At 41.4% G+C, this 18,418-nt stretch carries 19 protein-coding genes; 12 read left to right on the top strand and 7 right to left on the bottom strand.

What is annotated here, in order from left to right; genetic code table 11:
- Position 1: 1 nt before the first annotated feature.
- The 3 genes from CEX98_RS20425 to CEX98_RS20415 are packed head-to-tail and all read left to right on the top strand — an operon-like array spanning position 2 to position 2,437.
- The gene (locus CEX98_RS20425) at positions 2-676 is read left to right on the top strand and encodes a response regulator transcription factor (protein WP_099643835.1); all 675 of its coding nucleotides are present in this window, start codon (positions 2-4) and stop codon (positions 674-676) included.
- Positions 670-2,013 carry an ATP-binding protein gene (locus CEX98_RS20420; protein ID WP_099643834.1) on the top strand — a complete coding sequence of 448 codons (1,344 nt, stop codon included), beginning with the start codon at positions 670-672 and terminating at the stop codon, positions 2,011-2,013. The genes CEX98_RS20425 and CEX98_RS20420 overlap by 7 nt, the downstream gene beginning before the upstream one ends.
- Positions 1,997-2,437 carry a hypothetical protein gene (locus CEX98_RS20415; RefSeq protein ID WP_099643833.1) on the top strand — a complete coding sequence of 147 codons (441 nt, stop codon included), beginning with the start codon at positions 1,997-1,999 and terminating at the stop codon, positions 2,435-2,437. The genes CEX98_RS20420 and CEX98_RS20415 overlap by 17 nt, the downstream gene beginning before the upstream one ends.
- A gap of 34 nt (positions 2,438-2,471) precedes the next feature.
- Here CEX98_RS20415 and CEX98_RS20410 read toward each other — a convergent pair whose 3' ends face one another.
- Positions 2,472-3,497, bottom strand: a complete 1,026-nt coding sequence (locus CEX98_RS20410; protein ID WP_099643832.1) for an AI-2E family transporter — start codon at positions 3,495-3,497, stop codon at positions 2,472-2,474.
- A 115-nt stretch (positions 3,498-3,612) separates the two neighbouring features.
- Here CEX98_RS20410 and CEX98_RS20405 point away from each other — a divergent pair, with 115 nt between their 5' ends.
- Positions 3,613-4,509, top strand: coding sequence for a TIGR01777 family oxidoreductase (locus CEX98_RS20405; RefSeq protein ID WP_099643831.1), 897 nt, complete (start codon positions 3,613-3,615; stop codon positions 4,507-4,509).
- Here CEX98_RS20405 and CEX98_RS20400 read toward each other — a convergent pair.
- Together CEX98_RS20400 and CEX98_RS20395 are read right to left on the bottom strand one after the other, a co-directional pair.
- The gene (locus CEX98_RS20400) at positions 4,504-5,859 is read right to left on the bottom strand and encodes a murein transglycosylase domain-containing protein (protein ID WP_099643830.1); all 1,356 of its coding nucleotides are present in this window, start codon (positions 5,857-5,859) and stop codon (positions 4,504-4,506) included. The genes CEX98_RS20405 and CEX98_RS20400 overlap by 6 nt on opposite strands.
- A 41-nt stretch (positions 5,860-5,900) precedes the next feature.
- Positions 5,901-6,479, bottom strand: a complete 579-nt coding sequence (locus CEX98_RS20395; RefSeq protein ID WP_099643829.1) for an LPP20 family lipoprotein — start codon at positions 6,477-6,479, stop codon at positions 5,901-5,903.
- Positions 6,480-6,727: 248 nt separating this feature from the next.
- On the opposite strand from CEX98_RS20395, the gene CEX98_RS20390 reads away from it, so the two are divergent.
- The 3 genes from CEX98_RS20390 to CEX98_RS20380 are packed head-to-tail and all read left to right on the top strand — an operon-like array spanning position 6,728 to position 9,927.
- Positions 6,728-8,317, top strand: a complete 1,590-nt coding sequence (locus CEX98_RS20390) for a hypothetical protein (protein WP_242441777.1) — start codon at positions 6,728-6,730, stop codon at positions 8,315-8,317.
- Positions 8,318-8,321: 4 nt separating this feature from the next.
- Positions 8,322-8,939, top strand: coding sequence for a penicillin-binding protein activator LpoB (locus CEX98_RS20385; protein ID WP_099643827.1), 618 nt, complete (start codon positions 8,322-8,324; stop codon positions 8,937-8,939).
- Complete coding sequence (locus CEX98_RS20380; protein ID WP_242441776.1) at positions 8,887-9,927, top strand: LPP20 family lipoprotein; 1,041 nt, start codon at positions 8,887-8,889, stop codon at positions 9,925-9,927. The genes CEX98_RS20385 and CEX98_RS20380 overlap by 53 nt, the downstream gene beginning before the upstream one ends.
- A gap of 98 nt (positions 9,928-10,025) precedes the next feature.
- On the opposite strand, the gene CEX98_RS20375 is transcribed toward CEX98_RS20380, so the two are convergent.
- From CEX98_RS20375 to yejK, 3 genes are all read right to left on the bottom strand, one after another.
- Positions 10,026-10,430, bottom strand: coding sequence for a phosphate ABC transporter substrate-binding protein (locus tag CEX98_RS20375; RefSeq protein ID WP_099643825.1), 405 nt, complete (start codon positions 10,428-10,430; stop codon positions 10,026-10,028).
- A 10-nt stretch (positions 10,431-10,440) separates the two neighbouring features.
- A complete protein-coding gene (locus CEX98_RS20370; protein ID WP_099643824.1) occupies positions 10,441-11,517 on the bottom strand; it encodes a porin in 1,077 nt (358 codons plus the stop codon).
- Between the two features lie 240 nt (positions 11,518-11,757).
- Complete coding sequence (gene yejK, locus CEX98_RS20365; RefSeq protein WP_099643823.1) at positions 11,758-12,771, bottom strand: nucleoid-associated protein YejK; 1,014 nt, start codon at positions 12,769-12,771, stop codon at positions 11,758-11,760.
- Positions 12,772-12,836: 65 nt separating this feature from the next.
- Between yejK and CEX98_RS20360 the strand changes: the two genes are divergently transcribed.
- From CEX98_RS20360 to CEX98_RS20340, 5 genes are all read left to right on the top strand, one after another.
- A complete protein-coding gene (locus tag CEX98_RS20360; RefSeq protein WP_099643822.1) occupies positions 12,837-13,049 on the top strand; it encodes a DUF1414 domain-containing protein in 213 nt (70 codons plus the stop codon).
- A gap of 4 nt (positions 13,050-13,053) precedes the next feature.
- Entirely contained in the window at positions 13,054-14,565 is a 1,512-nt protein-coding gene (locus tag CEX98_RS20355) for a DUF3413 domain-containing protein (RefSeq protein WP_099643821.1), read from the top strand.
- 63 nt (positions 14,566-14,628) lie between these two features.
- Positions 14,629-15,105, top strand: coding sequence for a hypothetical protein (locus CEX98_RS20350; protein WP_099643820.1), 477 nt, complete (start codon positions 14,629-14,631; stop codon positions 15,103-15,105).
- 156 nt (positions 15,106-15,261) lie between these two features.
- Positions 15,262-17,013, top strand: a complete 1,752-nt coding sequence (gene aceK, locus CEX98_RS20345) for a bifunctional isocitrate dehydrogenase kinase/phosphatase (protein WP_099643819.1) — start codon at positions 15,262-15,264, stop codon at positions 17,011-17,013.
- The gene (locus CEX98_RS20340) at positions 17,003-17,941 is read left to right on the top strand and encodes a LysR family transcriptional regulator (RefSeq protein WP_099643818.1); all 939 of its coding nucleotides are present in this window, start codon (positions 17,003-17,005) and stop codon (positions 17,939-17,941) included. Before aceK ends, CEX98_RS20340 begins: the two co-directional genes overlap by 11 nt.
- On the opposite strand, the gene CEX98_RS20335 is transcribed toward CEX98_RS20340, so the two are convergent.
- Positions 17,938-18,414 carry a hypothetical protein gene (locus CEX98_RS20335; protein ID WP_099643817.1) on the bottom strand — a complete coding sequence of 159 codons (477 nt, stop codon included), beginning with the start codon at positions 18,412-18,414 and terminating at the stop codon, positions 17,938-17,940. The two genes, CEX98_RS20340 and CEX98_RS20335, sit on opposite strands and share 4 nt — an antisense overlap.
- Between the last annotated feature and the right edge of the window lie 4 nt (positions 18,415-18,418).

The raw sequence follows: 18,418 nt of genomic DNA, 5'->3' as shown, positions 1-18,418 counted from the left end.
AATGCGTATTTTAGTTATCGAAGACGATATTCAACTAGCAGAAAACCTGCGAAATGCATTAGAGAAAGAAAAATATAGCGTTGATTTATGCCATGATGGAGAGTCCGGACTATTCCACCTAGAAGAATACCCTTTAGATATGGCGGTGATCGACCTCGGTTTGCCAAAACTTGACGGTATCGAAATCATCCGCAGAGCTCGTGCAAGTGGCGTTAAAATTCCTATTTTGATTTTAACCGCCCGTGATCGTTGGCAAGACAAAGTAGAAGGCCTTGATGCTGGTGCTGATGATTACCTAACTAAGCCTTTTCATGTAGAAGAGCTCATTGCGCGCTGCAACGCTCTGATCAGACGCAGTGCAGGACAAGCAAATCCAGAGATCAGCATAGGTCCGATTAAAATTCATACCCGTTCACAGCAAGTGTGGGTGAATGAAAACGAGCTTTCACTTACCGCTTACGAATACAAAGTATTAGAATACTTGATGGTCAACCCTCAGAAGGTTATTTCTAAGTCAGAGCTAACCGAACATATTTACGATCAAGACTTTGATTTAGACTCGAACGTAATCGAAGTGTTCGTATTGAGACTGCGTAAAAAGCTGGACCCAGATGGCACGTTGAACCCTGTTGAAACCCTGAGAGGACGTGGATATAGGTTCAAAAATCAGTGGTAAATAGCTCCCAAATTTCGCTCAAAATAAGACAAGGATTTATCCTTGTCTTTGTGCTTATTATTGCCCTACCTGCGTTATTTTTCTCCGTGGGCCGGGCGTATTATTCTTCTTTGGTTGATGCGACCGAAAAAACCTTAGAAGCGCATTTGTACTCTCTGATCTCTGAAGTTGAGTTTGTCTCTGATGGCTTAGAGATGCCACGCAGCATTTTAGCCCCCGAACTCAATAGATTAAATTCAGATACATACGCGCTTGTGTACCAAGATCATTCTTTGGTCTGGTATTCTGAGTCGGCAGTAAACTTATCTATCTCCCCTGACTTTTCTGGCAATCAAGCCGGTGCTTCTGAGTTCAAGCGCGTTGAATACAACGGCGTATTGTTCTGGCAACTCAGTTTAACTGTGATTCTGGGCAACGCAGAACAATCTCAACAGGCACGCTTTGTGTTGTTAAAGAAAAATGACGCCTTAATGGAGCTGATGTCAGGCTTTAGAAATACTTTAGTCAATTGGATGCTGGTTATGGGTGTTGTGATCGCAGGTCTAATGGCATTTGGATTTGTTTGGAGTGCCCGACCACTGCAAAGACTAGACAAAGAAATTAAGGAGATAGAAGCTGGTGAAAGAGATAAAATTACCGGTTTATATCCAGTTGAGCTGCTGACGATTAAATCGGACTTGAACCTGCTTCTGGAATCTCAAAAACGCCAAAAGGAACGCTACAGGGCCTCACTTAGTGACCTAGCCCATGCACTGAAAACTCCACTAGCAGTGATAAAATCAAGCCCCCTAGCAACAGATGCCGATGCTCAGGAGCAGCTTGATAGAATCAATGCGATGATCGAGCATCAATTAAAGCGTGCGGCAACTGGCGCCTCAGACACATGGAAAAAGCAGACAACCGTCAAACCTGTACTAGACTCAATATTAAACGCAATGACGAAAGTCTACCATGATAAACAAATTCAATTTTCATCGGAATGTAGCGAAGAAGTAGCGTTTCTTGGTGATAAAACCGATCTAATGGAGATTTTGGGTAATATTATAGATAACGCGTGTAAAGCTTGTGACACCTTAGTCGATATAAACGTAAGTGCGCCTAAAAAGCGCTTGTTAATAATCGAGATTGAAGATGATGGTCCAGGCATTCCAGAACACAGACGCTCAGAGCTACTGACGCGAGGCGCTAGACTAGACACCTATGAAGCGGGTCATGGTGTAGGGATGGCAATCGTTTCCGATTTGGTCAAGTCCTATCACGGATTAATGCAAATCGGCACTTCAAAACATGGCGGCGCGAAATTTACAATAGAGTTTAACCATGAAAAAAATAATTAGTAGCCTGCTCATCACAGGGTTTACGTTGTCTGCAATGGCAGATGAAGACGTTAGTTTACAAGACTGTAGTAAATACGAATCCACTCATCCTGAGAAAGCCAAAAAGTTTCTTATGTGCTTGGACGGTAATATCAATCTGCTTGAGCGTCACCGTCAAACTTGGATCACTAAATTATTATTGGACACAAAAAAGTACCAGGCCGACACAGGTAATACGCAAATATTACCAATAATGGAGCGTGCCATACGCAATCAAGAAGAGTATATGGAAGATAGCTGTCGCTGGCGCTATCTACTTGATATGCCCAATGCAACGCGCTCAGCAAGCGCCTATAAAAACTGCAAAATCGCGCTGCTCAAAGCTCATATTACGGAGCTAAAAAGCAGCAAAATTTTGAAAGAAGATCTAAATCTGACGCAGTAATATCCAGCAAGAATGGGGCCATTTCACGCCCCTTCTATTTGGGTTGCTCAGAGCCGAGCAAAATAGCTAACCATTTCCCCTCTTCACTCGCCTCTAATGCAATCTTAACTACCATAGTTAACGGCACCGACAGTAACATCCCCACAGTACCTAGCAACCAGCCCCAGAATATTAATGATAAGAAGACCACTAAGGTAGATAAACCCAGTCCCCTTCCCATAAACCTGGGCTCAATCATGTTCCCCATTACCGTATTGATACAGACATAGCCGATTGCAACGATACCACTGACCAACGGTCCATGCGTTACTAACGCTAATAAAACGGGTGGAATAGCAGCAATAATAGAGCCTATGTTAGGAATGTAGTTTAGTAAAAATGCCACAACGCCCCAAAGCACAAAGTAATCAACATCTAGCGCCCATAGAAATATCGCTGCTACCACACCAGTTGCTAGGGATACCAAGGTTTTAATGGCTAGATAGCTATTGATTGAGTCCAAAAACCTATCAATCTGTTGCATTTTCATCTCTGGATCATCCAAAGCTAAGTGGACTTTATGACCTAAAGAGGGGGCCTCAAAAAGCATGAATACGACAATGAGTAAGATCAGGAAGCTATTTGCCATTACCCCGCCAAACCCAGTCAACATATTAGTCGCCACGTCAATCAATTGGTTGGGGTCTAACATACTGATCAACTGCTGCTTATCTAATAGAATATTGTAATCCGCAGCTGTGCTCACTAACCAAACAAACTTTTCTTGAAGTTCTTCTTTATAGGTAGGTAGTTGCTTAGAAAAATCGTTAATCGACTGCCCTACTAGGCCACCGATGCTGGCACCAATTAAAATGACAAGTCCAATAATGATAAGGATTGCAAGCCCCTTTGGGATCTTAAAGCGGGCTAAAAACTTCAGCATGGGATTACAGATAATCGCAATAAATGCTGCCAACACAAACGGGACTACAATTTCTGTCGCGAGCTTAATCCCCCCTAATACCAAAAATAGTGATGCCAAGACCACCAGCGTTTTATTGATTCCTGTAAGTGAAGACACGTCTCACTCCTTTTGCTTTTTTCCCATTCTAAAACAAACCACCTATAATGAAAATGAGTGATCTAACTCGATGGCAAAACGTAGGTTTGAGTAATAACAATAAAGAGTCGATTGAATGAACATATTGATAACTGGGGCAACAGGCTTAATTGGAAGTAAGTTGTGCCAATTCTTAATCCATAAACATAGTCTTATTGCGCTGACGCGATCACCTGTAAAAGCTGCCGCTATTTTACCATCGGGGGTTGATTTCATTACAAGTCTAGATGATGTCAACTTCAACCAGCTTGACGTTGTCATTAACTTAGCCGGTGAGCCTATTGCCGAAGGTCGTTGGAATAAAACAAAAAAACAAGAGATTTATAACAGCAGAATCAAAATTACAGAAGCCATAACCGCGGGAATAAATACAGCCACGTCACCCCCTAAGTTGTTTATTTCCGGCAGTGCCATCGGGTTTTACGGACGCCAACCCAAACACCTTAAAATTAACGAAGGCTGCAAAGAATATCACGATGAGTTCTCTCACCAACTTTGCCGAGATTGGGAGAATACCGCACAAAGAGCCAGTTCTCAGCATACTCGCGTTTGTATTTTAAGAACTGGTATTGTACTGGCAAAGTCAGGTGGCGCCCTTGAAAAAATGCTCCCCCCTTTTCGATTGGGGCTAGGTGGCCCGATAGGTAAAGGAGAGCAGGTAATGTCGTGGATCCATATAGACGATATGGTTCAAGCTATCATTTATATCATCAAACATGATGAGATGAATGGCGTTATCAATCTAACAGCACCTCACCCAGTAACAAACAAAGCACTGTCACAAGCGCTAGCTAAAACGCTTTCTCGCCCCTGTATTTTTGTCGTACCACCACTGATGCTGAAATTGATTTATGGTGAAATGTCAGACCTATTGCTGTATGGCCAATATGTTGTTCCACAAAAACTACTGGATTCAGGCTATCGCTTTCGTCACAGTAATATTGAGGAAGCACTCAGCGCCCTCAATTTATAAGCCTGCCTCAGATGCTTCTGTTTGCTCTGGTATGTAAAGCTTTTCACGGGTTAATACTTTATCCAAGTAGTGCTTTGTTTCATTGTAGGGTAAACCTTGGTCCAAAGCACTTAAAACATTCTCAGGCGATAGTGAGTTGATGATTTTTGACGCTTTTGTAATGGATCTAGAATCGTCAGTATTAAATACCCGAGCAACATTACCGGCTCCCGTGTTATAAGCAGCTATCATACAGTACTTACGGCTGAGAGGGTCTTGTATCTTGCTAAGATAACGTTTATCCAAAATGTTGAGATAAGCAGCCCCTGCTTCGATATTATTATCAGTGACATAAAGATACGGAGCAGACATAGGTTCATCGCGGTTATAAAGCATGCGATTGACATCAACACCAGCACTCGTTGGCACTATTTGCATCAATCCAAATGCCGGTATATGTGATTTTGCCATGGGGTTAAAGTGACTTTCTGTATGCATTACCGCAAAAATAATACTTGGCTCTATATCAAAGCGCTGAGCTTGTGATTTAACTTGGTTCAAATAACGATGTGCCCTACTCTTCGCATCTACTTGCTTGGGCAATTGAAATACAATTTCGGATACGACCGTCGACTCATTTTGTTCAGTCTTTTTGGTATTACTCGCTGTTTCAAGTAACTTTTTCAATCGCTTCTGTTTGAGCTGCTCGAGTTTCTTTTGTTGCTCCCTATGCTGGGCTTCGGCTAATTTATCGCTTTCTCCCTCTAGTATGGCTTCATCGGCTTGGCGCTCTACATAGCGTTTTTGTTGCTCAAATTGAGCATCTATTTGCTGCTTAGCAGCGATGAGAGCCTTGGCTCTAGCGGCGTTATTAACCTCTCGTTGCTGCGCTTTGCTCTCATTTACCGTGAGGGCATCAGCATTAAATACATCAATAACAGCACGGTCCTTTGCAATAAAATTTTTGTATAACTCTCGTAGCTGTGCTTTTGTAACTTTCTCATCCGCGGCGTGTTTTATACTAACCACCAATTCATTTGTTTCAAAATCCACAACCATTCTTGAGGTAAGATCTTCGCTGTAGGTCACAAATGATGATTGATCTGATGTCGCTATATCACCCCACTCTTGGATCACCCGATCACGAAACGAATCATATTCCTCAAAGTGTTCCTCAACATAATCTGCAAACTCACTAAGCTGTTGTCGTTTATACTGTTCAAACTCACTGAGCTCTTCTTCTGAAGACTCTGAAGTCTGCCACCGCGACATCTTATCTGATAGCTCTTCAAACAACTGAGCTTGACTTGCAACAGCACTCGGAATTGCGCTGAGCGCCATAACTAAAACTGAATACACTGATTTACGCACAGAACACTCCTTAAAAAAAATTAAAGCGTGGTAACCACGCTTTAATTCGTTAATCTTGCAATTTCCTTTTCAAGGTCTTTTTCAGCTTTATAGGCTTTAAATTCCTGATATAAGAACTTTTCGTCTTGAGGGTCAACGGCACGCTTGCTCTCTTTGATAAGGTCTTTGAACAGATCTTTTGTCAGCTCTGGAGACAAAGTGGTAAGCGCACAAAAGTAATCTTGTCCTGAGATATCTATCACATCAGCTTTAACAATTCGTGAGCCATTTAACGTTTGCTTAGTTAGTTGTTTAGAAACTGAGCTAAATGTTGCGCCGACCGTAGTATCTTGATTGGCATCAGTACGGTTCGCAAATGTTTTATCAAGCCCCTCAATGCGTGTTTCAATTTGTTGTGCTAATGCTAAGCGAGCATTTGCAACGGCCATCTTTTGGTCGATCGAAATATTGCCCGAATACCTAACACAATCTGCCGCCGCAATGCCGTCTTCAATTGTTGGATTAAGAACCCACTCTGGAATGTTGACTCGTGGGCTTGATGCCGCGTCATCTTTACTGGAACTACAAGCCGACAAGATCCCTATTACGGCCACTGATAAAAGTAGTTTTTTTGCTTTCATGTTGGGTTCCTTAATTGCCCTGATTACGGAATAAAATTTACCAAAAAAGTAATTATTTAACAGTAATAAATTGTAAAAACGATTTTTAACAATTTAGCACTTTCAATTCAATTTTTTACTATTTATTTTATTGTTATATGATTAAAGACAAATACACTGCCACTATAAGAACAAGTATGCAAGGAAGGCACAGCCAAAACTCTCTCCACTCTCTATTAATTAAGCTCTTATTCTCAATGAGTTGCTTAATGATGGCTGGGTGTAACCTGACCCCAAAAGCGAATAAATTAGCAATAGAATACGCTGAGCAAGGCGATTTTGTTAGTGCACAAAAACATATCGATAACGCTTACAAAAACTCATCGAAGAATGAGCTCTTATATCATTTAGAGTCTGGGATGCTAGCCCACTTACAGCATCATTATGAATTAAGTAACCAACATTTATCGCAAGCAAAAGAGATTATTGAAGCCGCCTATACTGTTAGCATTAGCGATCAAGTATTCTCTGCATTTACGGGCGCTAGCTATAGAAAATACACCGGAAGAGCCTATCATAGGCCTATGATCCACACCATAATGGCGTTAAATTATGTATCACTTGCAAATACTTCAGATCAAAGTCGAGTGGCACTCTATGACTCAGCCTTAACAGAAATGCGGCAGCTGGATTTATACCTCGAGCAACTGAAAAGAGAAACCGGCGGTTATACCAGTCAATCACAAGATATTGGCGGTGTAGAACAAATACTAAAAGTCATTTTTTCTCAGCCTTTTATTAGTAGTGAGTTAGCCTACAAAGACGACGCTTTTGCACAGTACTTAAGTGGTATTTTGTATGAACAACAAAATGAGTTTGATAGTGCAAGAATTCAATATGAGCGCGCTGTAAACGCCTATAAAAACGGGTTTAGTAAACAATATAAGCTAGGGGTACATGCCCAAAATCAAGCACAGAAAGACCTTCAAAGAGTGAAGGCAGACCAAAAAGGAGAGCACTTCACTTTGGTTCAAAGCCTTGGAGTTTCTCCAGAGCGCAAAGAGTTTAACCTCTACCTCAGTGTTGATGAAAAAGCACAAGCTATCGTTATCACCCCAATTTATTTGGGAACAAGACAAGAACGCCAAGCTCAATTCGCTTGGTTTAACCTTATGTTTGCCGACACCAGCTTGTTCGATTTAATACAAAATTATGCCACAGGAGATTTCGGCGACGTTATCTTAGGCTCGGTCACTAAACGTCTTCCTCTTGGCAACAAATTATGGCAAAAGGCGGTAGATGAAGGGGTTATCGATGCACTTAAATTCGGTAGCAGAATATCGGTTACCTACCTGCAACCGCACAAAAACAATATTCAACATGTGAGGCTTTTTGCCAACGGACAAAAACTTACAGAATTACACCCCTTTTATTCAGTAAACTTACTCACACTTTATGACGCACTGAGTAATGCCAACATGGAAATTTACAGCGCAATCTCCCGTGAAGTACTAAAAGCGGTCACGGCCAGTAAAGCAATAAACCAACTGGGGGGGCAGCAAAATACGCTACTTTCGGGTTTGGCTCAATTAACCACCTCTGTGACCAATGCCATCACAGCATCGGCAGATACACGGCAATGGCAATCCTTACCAGCTGAGATTAGAGTTGCTCGGGTTAAACTACCACCAAATACCACTATGCTTACATTGCAAACACAATTGAGCACTGGCAGAGTAATAACGCAAAATATTGCACTTGAGCCAAACTCGCAATCGATTGGTCATGTACGGACTTTTACTGGCATTACCTCGTTTGAGAAACCAAATTATTTATCATCTTTAACTAACATGGACTGAAGACATGAAGCCTAAATTTGCAGTTAAATTAGTTGTACCTATGCTCATCGCGTCATGCGCCGCTATGACGGGTTGCTCTTCAACAACAAAAGTAAGTCGCGTAGATACCAATGAAGAAATAGCGCTGTCTGACAAGTGGAATGCCAAAGATTCACAACTGGTTGCAGAAGCAATGATCAGCGATATGCTCAGCTTCCCTTGGGTGCGTGAACATCGCGCTAAAGAAGGTACTAGACCCGCGATTATTATTCAATCCGTCCGCAATAAGTCACATCAGCATATCGCTGTAGATACTTTTTTAAACGATTTGAAGCGCGCGATCTTGCGCAGTGGTCAGGCTGATTTTGTAGCAAATCGCTATGTTCGTGATGAGATCCGTGAAGAACGACGAGATCAAGAGCTGAATTCAAGCTTGGAAACTCGCAATGAGATGGGACAAGAGCAAGGCGCTGACTATGCGCTCTCTGGCACAATAAACTCATTTGTTGATGAACAAGGTGGTAGCCGAGTTACTTTCTATCAAGTAGATCTGCGATTAATAGACATGACGACTAACCGAGAGGTGTGGAATGGACAAAAGAAAATTCAAAAACTTCAAGAGCGCAGCGGGTATGGCTTCTAAACGTTTAGCTTTCCCTCTGTGTCTGTTGTTGAGTTTATCGGCTTGCCAGTCAACTCAGCAAGCCGAAGCTAAGGCTGAAAGCCTGCCTGCTTGGACATCTCAACAACCAAGCTCTGAATATTTGGTTTATGGTGTAGGCTCTGCAAGCCACATCACCAATCCAACCGAAGCAAAACTTGCCGCGCAAGAATCAGCAAGGTTGGCTATTGCTAAACAATTAAATGTTGAAATTGAAGGCACGACAACAGTTGCCCAAAGTCAGGCTAACGGCGACTTTTCTTATCAAGTCGACGAGATCCTATATTCAAAGGTGCCTAGTATTAAATTACAAGGGATCAACATAGAAGATGAGTTTTATTCTCAGCAAAGCAATACCGCGTATGCCTTAGCTTCTTTCAACAAAGTGGAATCTAGAATGCATGCAGAGCTGGATATTCGACAGTTAGATGAGGAAATCACTGGTGCTCGAATTTCTGGACTTAGCAAATCAGAAAGGCTAAAAGAAGCCATGGCGATAAAGCGCCTGGTAGCAAAGCGTCGCAAGGCCAATGATTATCATCGACAACTTGGCGGTGGCTCAATTGCTACACCTCGGTCAGTGACTGATAAAGATAAAATGTTGAATGACTTTATTCAATCTGTCACATTCAGTATTTCCACACAATTTTGGGGTCAAGAAAGTATCCGAAATCAACTTGCCGAGAGTTTGACGAGTCAAGGACTTACTGTGGTTGGTGAAGGCCAAGCGGCCGACTTTCAAATTGACTTTAGTGTTGATTTTAACGATGTTAAGAAAAACAACACTTACTATGTTTTTGCAAACTCAAGCTTGAAATTGTTGGAAAACAGCAAAGAAAAGGCGCACGTTTCTGCACAAGTCAAAGCTGCTTCTAGCTTTGAAAATATGGCAAAATCCAATGCAGAAGAAAAAGCAGCAAAGATATTGAGCAAAAAATTAGCAATGTTAATCATTGACAGTAAAATCTAATACCAACGCTGATACCGTATGGGGATTGAATGCCACGGTGATCGATGTGCCATGATTGAATAACTAGGCCCCGCGAAGGGGCCTAATATTTCCATCAATTAGAAGGATTTTACGACTTTAACACTCGAATCGGCTGCGCCCGAGGACACAAAGCCAATTAAATTCGGGTTACTCGCAACTAATTTAATGACTTCAGCATCATCAGCAGCTTCTTTTGGCGGTGTCCCCTTCCCAGTAAACACCAGCTTTGACCAGTAAGCTTTCAGTTGACTTGATGACTTATTGAGCACTTTTTCATTAAACTCATCAGTTACACTCGAACCATCGGCCTGAGTAATAGGTAGCGCTTTTGAGCCGTCTGAGAACGACTTAGATTTACCAATGAAGATTTGCTTAATTTCGTTTTCATCAAGCGTAGCGCTATTAGCAGGATTAACAATAACATCGACAGCCAAGGTGCTAAATGAGCTGCAAAACAAAGTAAGTAAAAATAACTTTTTCATGGCGCGCTCCTTAAAATACCATATCTATGCCAATGGTGATGGCTTTACTATCACCAGCAACAGCTAGGCCGACAGAGTTGTCTTCCACTTCATCATATTGAATTTTGAACGCGGCTGCAGAGTGAAAATCCCAGCGTATGCCAAAGGAAGTGGTTTCGTGACTTTCAGCATCGTCACCTTCGCCCTCAAAATCAGCATACGAAACAAAAGGCGTTATACTGTCAAAACGATATCCAAGTGTAAGCATCCGCGTATCTAAGTCACCATCTAGATCTAAGCGGTTCAGCTCAGATAGGATAAAAAAGTTTCCCCAATCAGCGTTGACCGCTAATCCGTAAAACTTACCATCACGCTCATCACTACCATCCCACAATACTGGCTCACCTGAACGATAACGCTTGTTGGTGTAGCGCATATGCGTTAAGCGGATTTCTAGCCAATCATTACTGGTTTGAATAACCCCCCCTAAGATGTCTTTCCATATTTCTCGGGTAGGCTCTTGGAAAAAGAACTCGCTCAGTAGTTTATTGTCATCATCGTCTTCTTTACCCGCATAAATATTACCGCTTAACGACCAGTCGCCAACACTGCCACTGTAGAGCATGTTTATGCCGTTGTAATTGAATATTTGCCAAGTATAGTTGTCTGCCGGTGCTCGCATCCAAACATAAGCATAACCGACGTCATAAAAGTCGGAGTAGTAGAATAATGGTAAGCGCTTTTTACCCGCTTGGAAGGTCCAGTTATCATTAATTTCATAAGATAAATAAGCCCATTCAAACTTCGCATCAAAATCATCTGCTCCCCGCGCGACAATTTGGCCTGTAACACTAAGTCCCTCAGTGAGGTCGGTACTGAACTGCAGTCCCATTAGGGTTTCAGGTTCGAATGAGATATCTTCATCATAGACGCTGACAATGGGGTAGTCAGCGAGAAATATCGGATCATTTATTCCGAATTGTGGAACACCGCTTCCGCTCAGCACCTTACCTGCGTTGATACTTGCAAATCCGGAAAAGTTAACCTCTGCATGGCCTGAAAAGCAGGCAAGACAAAGGGTACAGCCTAATGCTAATTTCATCTTCATCGTGATTCATCCCAATTGCTTGTTCTACAAGTACTACACTGCAAGTATAGTAAAATTTAAAAAAATGCTAGCAAAAGCAGCAAACTAATTGGGAAATTTGCATAAAAGCGGATAGAAAAGGAACAAAAAAGGCAACTACCGCTGCCTTTTTACCGATGGGATCACCAACATAGTAAGTGCAGTGCCTGCTATTCAGACGCAGACACAATACCTAACAGCTCATTTTGGTACTAAGAGCTGCTAAGATTCATCGTTATAATAGCGTTCTATTTGGTCTTTAAGGTTCGGCGGTACGCCTTTTATCGTGAGCGTATCATTAGCGGCATCGTAAATCACTCTCTCACCTAAATGCTTGCGTTCAAACCCAACACTAACGCCACCGCCTAAGCCGGAAAACTTAACCATACTAGTCACCGTCTTTTTATCAACAGGGAAGCTTTCTTCGAGTTCGTAACCCTGCTCTTTGTAAAAGTCCTCAAATTTTACATCTGAAGACTTAGAAAGCGTATCCGATAAAGTATTAACATCGGCATCTTCACCACTACTGACACAATCATTGCAATAATCAAAGATTTCTTTACGAATATCGTCTTTTTCAGACTTCTCATATTGTTGAGAGGATAAATAGTCTTCCACCGCATGAAGCATAGTTTGAGACTGTTGTTTTGGATCAATTCCCTCTTCACAACCTAGAAAGTCTAGGAAGAAGTCTGCAACTTTGCGTCCTGCACGCCCTTTTATAAAGGAAATATAGCGGTTTTCTTCCGCCGCCGTGTCCCATGCATCCAAGTCAATTCTCGCAGCAAGTTGCATCCGTGAAATATCCAAATGCTTTGCAGCAGACAAATCCAAATCAGAGGTGATGGTATAATGCTCTTTTATATTGATAAGCGCGATCATAATAAAATTGCTGGCAACATATTGGTAATGGCAAAACACTAAATATCCAGTTTCGTGGAAAGCGTATTTATTCAGCTCTTCTTTGAGTACATTGGTTGCTTCTTGGGTTAAATTCCAAAAATTCAGCTCATTATTTCGATAACTCTGCATTGCAGAAGCAACAACGCTACTTTTTTCGCCACTGAATGCACAAAACCCTTTCCCCGGCTTGCCGTTATAAGCATGATGTAATTGTTCAATGAAAACATTTACTTTGTCATTGACTTGCATTTCATCTTCACGGAGATGTATTTCGGTATCTTCGTCCTGTTTGTCTACATAGTGAACAACTAGTTTTTTTACCTCAACGCTCATCTTTGTTTTTCACGCCTCTAATGTTAAAATGTAAAAATTATTGCTTTTATAAATTGAACCAACTGATGCCTATCCAATCAAAGTATTCCAATAAACAAGTAGAAGAAATTGTTGACCAATTAATTAATGTATTAAGCTCGCAAAACGCACCAGTTGATCTTAGCTTGATGTGTTTAGGTAATTCTATCACGCACATTCTAAAAGAACATGTTCCAGAGAATAAGAGACAATCTGTTGCCGAAAATTTTGCCAAAGCGCTTACTCAATCAGTAAAGTAACGGAATGAATCTTACACCGCACAGCCCTTTTTCATCCAAAGCAAGTCAATTGTTAAGCTGGGGACATTGGTTTACCTTTGCAAACATTGGCTTGGTTTTGTTGATCAGTTTAGTTTATCTATTTGCCGATAAATCGCCCAGTACGTTTGTTGGCTGGTTTTATATGCTGATCACTTGGATAAGCCACACCAGCTTTATCACCTTTTGTGCGTTTGTATTAACAATCTTTCCGCTCAGTCTAATATTTCCCTATCCGCGACATATTCGAGGGATGGCGGCGTTTATAGCCACGCTTGGCATTGTGGTGCTGACAGTAGACGCCTTCGTTTATTTACAGTTGGGTTATCATATAAACCCATCATCGTTACCTGATATATTTGTGTTGCTATGGGAGACCTTGGTTGGCTCTTCTGTATTCAACTTAATTGTTACTCTGCTCATTCTTGCGCTGATACTCACCTTTGAGTTGTTAGCGGGGAACTACGCATGGCGACACCTAGCTGAGTTAAAGTCTTATACTTTCCCTCGTTACGCAACAGGCACAATTGTCACCTGCTTTGCTTTGAGTCATAGCCTTCATATTTGGGCTGATGCCAATGCGTTTTTCGACATTACCAAACAAGATAACGTCTTGCCTTTGTCTTACCCAACCACAGCAAAAAGCTTGCTCGCAAGACATGATTTACTTGATATCGAACGTTACGAAGAAGCGCATGCACTAGATGTGAGTAGCGCTCACTCTAAATATAAAGCGCCAGTCGTGTCATACAGTTGCCAAGCAGAACCGCAAACCAACTTGACTATTTATGCTTTTAGCAGTGAAGGAGCATATCAACAGGCATCAATAAAAGCGCTTAAAACTGAGAGTAATAAGGTTTTTCAGTTAGATTCCGTACTACGCGCAGGCAACAGTAGTGATGCCTTATTTAGCCTAATTTACGGACTACCAAGCTACTACAAAGAGTCTGTGTTGCTACAACAACAAATACCGGTTTGGTCTGTAAATAATGCGCTATTGAGCGTTGAGCTAAACAACGAGTTTTCGTTTATTCCAGCGACAGACAGTGGTAATTTAACCATTCTTGATGCAACCCGTCATACTGAAATTGATCTAACCAAACCGTTTGTAGCAATTGATGTTAGCCCTCAAAAATCGACCATATTAACAAGTTCTGCTATCACCAATGTGGCATTGTTTGCCAAGGCCACAGGGCTAATTCAGCCACATGATATTACCTTTACAGCGCTTAGCTCTGTGTTGGGCTGTGATGCGTTAGCACAACAAAGTATGCTCGCATCCAATATTAAAACTCGCTCTCATGCAGAAGGCGTGAACTTTACGCAAGGTGTACTTATCGCATACAAAAAAGATAAAATTACCTTAGTAAATCAAGACGGTAGTTTTAAACAGATGTCAGCGAAAGAAGGGTTCGTTTTAAATGGTAACTTGGATATTCCGTTTTTGATCCAAAGTATCAAAACATTAAAAAAATTCACCGCGCCAGAAGCACAATGACCTTGAAGTAATGGACTTGTCATCTATGTTTAAAAAGCACTTTTTGAACCGCAAGGATGCCATATGAAATTACCACTCAAGTTACTATTAATGTTCTTTTTCTCGCTTAACGCGAACGCAGAAACCGTAACATATTTTAAATGCACCACAGACAGGGGGATTGTATTTAGCCAATTTCCCTGCTCAGCAAATGCTACTCAGCATACCATAACGACATCAGACCCCAAGGCCAACGCCCCTTCTGAGCAACATTATAAGACGCTCAACAATATTGAACGTACCCAAATCATTAAACGAACAAAGCATGCTCTTCGGGCTAAACACCACGAAAAAGCCATTCTCAACCGCAAAAGAGACAGCGCGGTTAGGGACGAACAAGACAAACTGACAAAGCTGATGAATGACGACAGGCGGAAAAAAGTAGTCCGACAAGTCACTAAAAAGATTAAAGCAATCAATAAGTCACATGTTAAAGCCATGAAAGGTTTAGAGAAAGAGATCTCAATGTTAGAAAAGCGTCTCAAGCGCTATGAAAACTGATGCTACTTTGACTGCCGGTTTGTATTTATATAATTAACCTGAATTCGGGATAAGTCACAGCCCTTTGTCTTGTTAACTGGTATTACCAGATGACTTTTTAAGCATTCCCTTGTAAAGTGAAAGAATCTCAATATGAGTGAATTATGAGGGATATATATGCAGGCACAGCACCTGGCTGAGCAGATTTTATCTGGTTTCCAAAATCACTATCTTGCATTTGTGCAAATTACTAAATTGGCGCCCATTGCTTTTGCCAATCAGAACTGGGGAGAGATTGAAAGAATAAGTAAGTCGAGGATCAGTCAGTACGATAGTAAAGTTGATGAAACCGCAAACAAACTCATGCAGCTTTATCAGTCGACTCAACTTAATGAGACACTTTGGTATCAAGTTAAGCAAGCGTATCTTGAGCGTTTGACCTTTCACCCTCAACCTGAACTTGCAGAAACTTTTTATAATTCCGTTTTTTGTCGCCTTTTTCATCGTCGCTACTACAACAGCGATTTCATTTTTGTAGAGACCCAGCTTGCAAATGCGACTTCACTCCCAGTTGAAGCAGAATATCGCAGCTATTTTCCAGTGGTGAATGGCCTAAAGCCCACGATAAGAAAGATCATTGAACAAATAGACTTTCATTGCAATTTTGAAGACTTAGACCGTGATATTCGGTTGCTAGTAAAAGCATTTTTGAAACAAGCGCCTAACACCCACCATCAAGCGCACTTAATGCGCTTTGATATCCTCAGTGCCCCCTTCTATCGCAATAAAGGAGCTTATATCGTCGGAAGAGTCGTATCCAAATCTGGTGTGCAACCATTTATCATCTCCGTGTTACACGCCAAAAGTGGAGGGTTACTGATTGATGCACTATTAACCAACAGTTCGCAAATGCGTGTTATTTTTGGTTTTGCCCGCGCCTACTTTTTAGTTGAAACACATGCGCCTTCTGCATTGGTTAAGTTTTTGAACCAGTTAATGCCAAATAAAACCAAAGCCGAACTTTACAATGCCATTGGTTTTCACAAACAAGGGAAAACCGAATTTTATCGAGAGTTTTTACATCACCTTGCTAACTCAGAAGAGCAATTTGAAGTTGCACCAGGAACGCCAGGCATGGTGATGATGGTGTTTACTTTGCCCAGCTTTCCCTATGTTTTTAAAGTGATCCGCGATAAGTTCCCCGAGAGCAAACCGTTTAACAAAAGCACCGTACTCGAACGCTATCAATTGGTAAAACGACACGACCGTGTAGGTCGAATGGCAGACACCATAGAATATTCAGATGTTGTGCTGCCCCTTGCACGTATTTCACCCGAGCTTTATCAGCTCTTGTTAGCCTCAATTTCACAAAGTATCAGAATTGAGGGAGAGAATATGGTGATCAAACATTTATATATTGAACGCCGGATGACACCACTCAATTTATTTGTGCAACATGCTGATGAAGCAACTTGCGAAAATGTGATTAGAGATTATGGTTTTGCACTAAAAGAAATGCTGGCCGTCAATATTTTTCCTGGTGATATGTTGCTGAAAAACTTTGGCGTAAGTAAACATCACCGTGTCATTTTCTATGACTATGACGAAGTACAATACTTAACCGAAATGAATTTTAGAGCTTTACCGAAGCAAGGGCTCGACGAAATGTATGATTCTGGAGATATATCCAGTGCCCCACAAGATGTATTCCCAGAACAATTGTGTACATTTGTACTGACAAATCCTAAACTAAGGGAAATGTTTCTACGCCATCATCCAGATCTGGCTGAGGTGTTGTTTTGGCAACAGGCACAACGGGATGTAAGGGAAAGAGTAGTTAAACATATTTACCCTTACCCACAAGAGAATCGATTTCTCCAAGGCGCCAAAAAAGAAGAAGAATACAAAGGAAACCTGAGTGAACATTAGTAAAATTGACCTAAACCTGCTGGTTTACCTCGATACTTTACTTCGAGAATGTAATGTAACACGTGCTGCGAACCAATTAAGTATCACCCAACCGGCAATGAGCAACGGTCTAAAGCGTCTCAGAAACCTCTTTAATGACCCTATTTTAGTTCGCACTAGTGAGGGCATGGTTCCCACGGAGCGTGCTTTAGAGCTTCAACCCGTGATCCGTGGGATATTGATGACCTTAGAGGAAACCTTAGCCCCTAACAGAGAGTTCGAAGCTGCTATTAGTAATCGTGTTTTTCGGATCATGGCCAGTGATTACGCAGCGAGCACTCTGGCTCCAAAACTTCTCAATAAACTGCATGAAGAAGCGCCTGACACGACACTTGATATCCTAACACCAAGTGACGTTACTTTTCATGACGTTGAGAATGGTAAGGTGGATATGGCCATCAATCGTTTTGAAAACTTACCACAGTCTTTTCACCACAAACGAATTTGGAAAGATAGCTTTTGTTGCTTAGTGAAGTCCGACAACCCCATTATCAATAATTTTACCCTAGATGCTTATCTGAAATCTCGCCATATTTGGGTGAGTAAAACAGGGTTTGGTGTTGGTGTTGGTATGGACCCTGCTGATGTACAAAAACTTGGTTGGGTTGACGAAGCCCTAGCGCATTTTGGTAAACACAGAAATATTGCAACCTTTACTCGTAACTACCATGTAGCAATACACTTAGCTAAAGAACAAAACCTTATTGCGACACTCCCCTCAAAGGCCGCGAATATCTACCGTGATGATCCCACATTGGCAGTCCTTGAGCCGCCCTTCCCCATTCCGCCTTTTGAATTAGACATGATCTGGAGTCCACTTTTGCACCGTGATGCAAGCCATATCTGGTTAAGACAAAAAATAGCAGAAGTCGCCAATGAGTTAACTTAGCGTTCCTCAGCAGTATGTAGACCTAGATAGCGGACTTGAATTTCTGAACGTGATACTGCTGCGCTACTCATTAAATATTGATGAATTGAAATAATATCTTCCGACGGTGTTGCTGTAATGGAATATAGCTCATCGCCTAACGACTCTAGCCTATCAAAGTTAATATCTATAGCTTCAAAATTTACAGCATCAATTGAAGAAGTGACTAAAATAATTTCTCCTGTCACGATACCAACTTGACTGATCGATAGATTGTAGACCTCATCTCCTGCGTAAAGGTTACTCTTTTCAACTTTAATTTTATCCATGCCATTTTTTATTATCAAAAACTGTTTTGTATTAGATTCTAATTCTGTGCTCTTCAACTCAGGCGTTTTTTGAGCATTATTTATCCGTTGCTCTTCCACACAACTAGAAACTAGAAAAACCGCACATAAAATTAACACCAAAACACTACATCTGAAATTTTTCATTTTA

The organism is Pseudoalteromonas piscicida, from assembly GCF_002744175.1.
Taxonomy (GTDB): Bacteria; Pseudomonadota; Gammaproteobacteria; order Enterobacterales; family Alteromonadaceae; genus Pseudoalteromonas; species Pseudoalteromonas piscicida_B.
The sequence above is the reverse complement of the archived record's forward strand: the minus strand, read 5'-3'. Positions and strand labels throughout refer to the sequence as shown.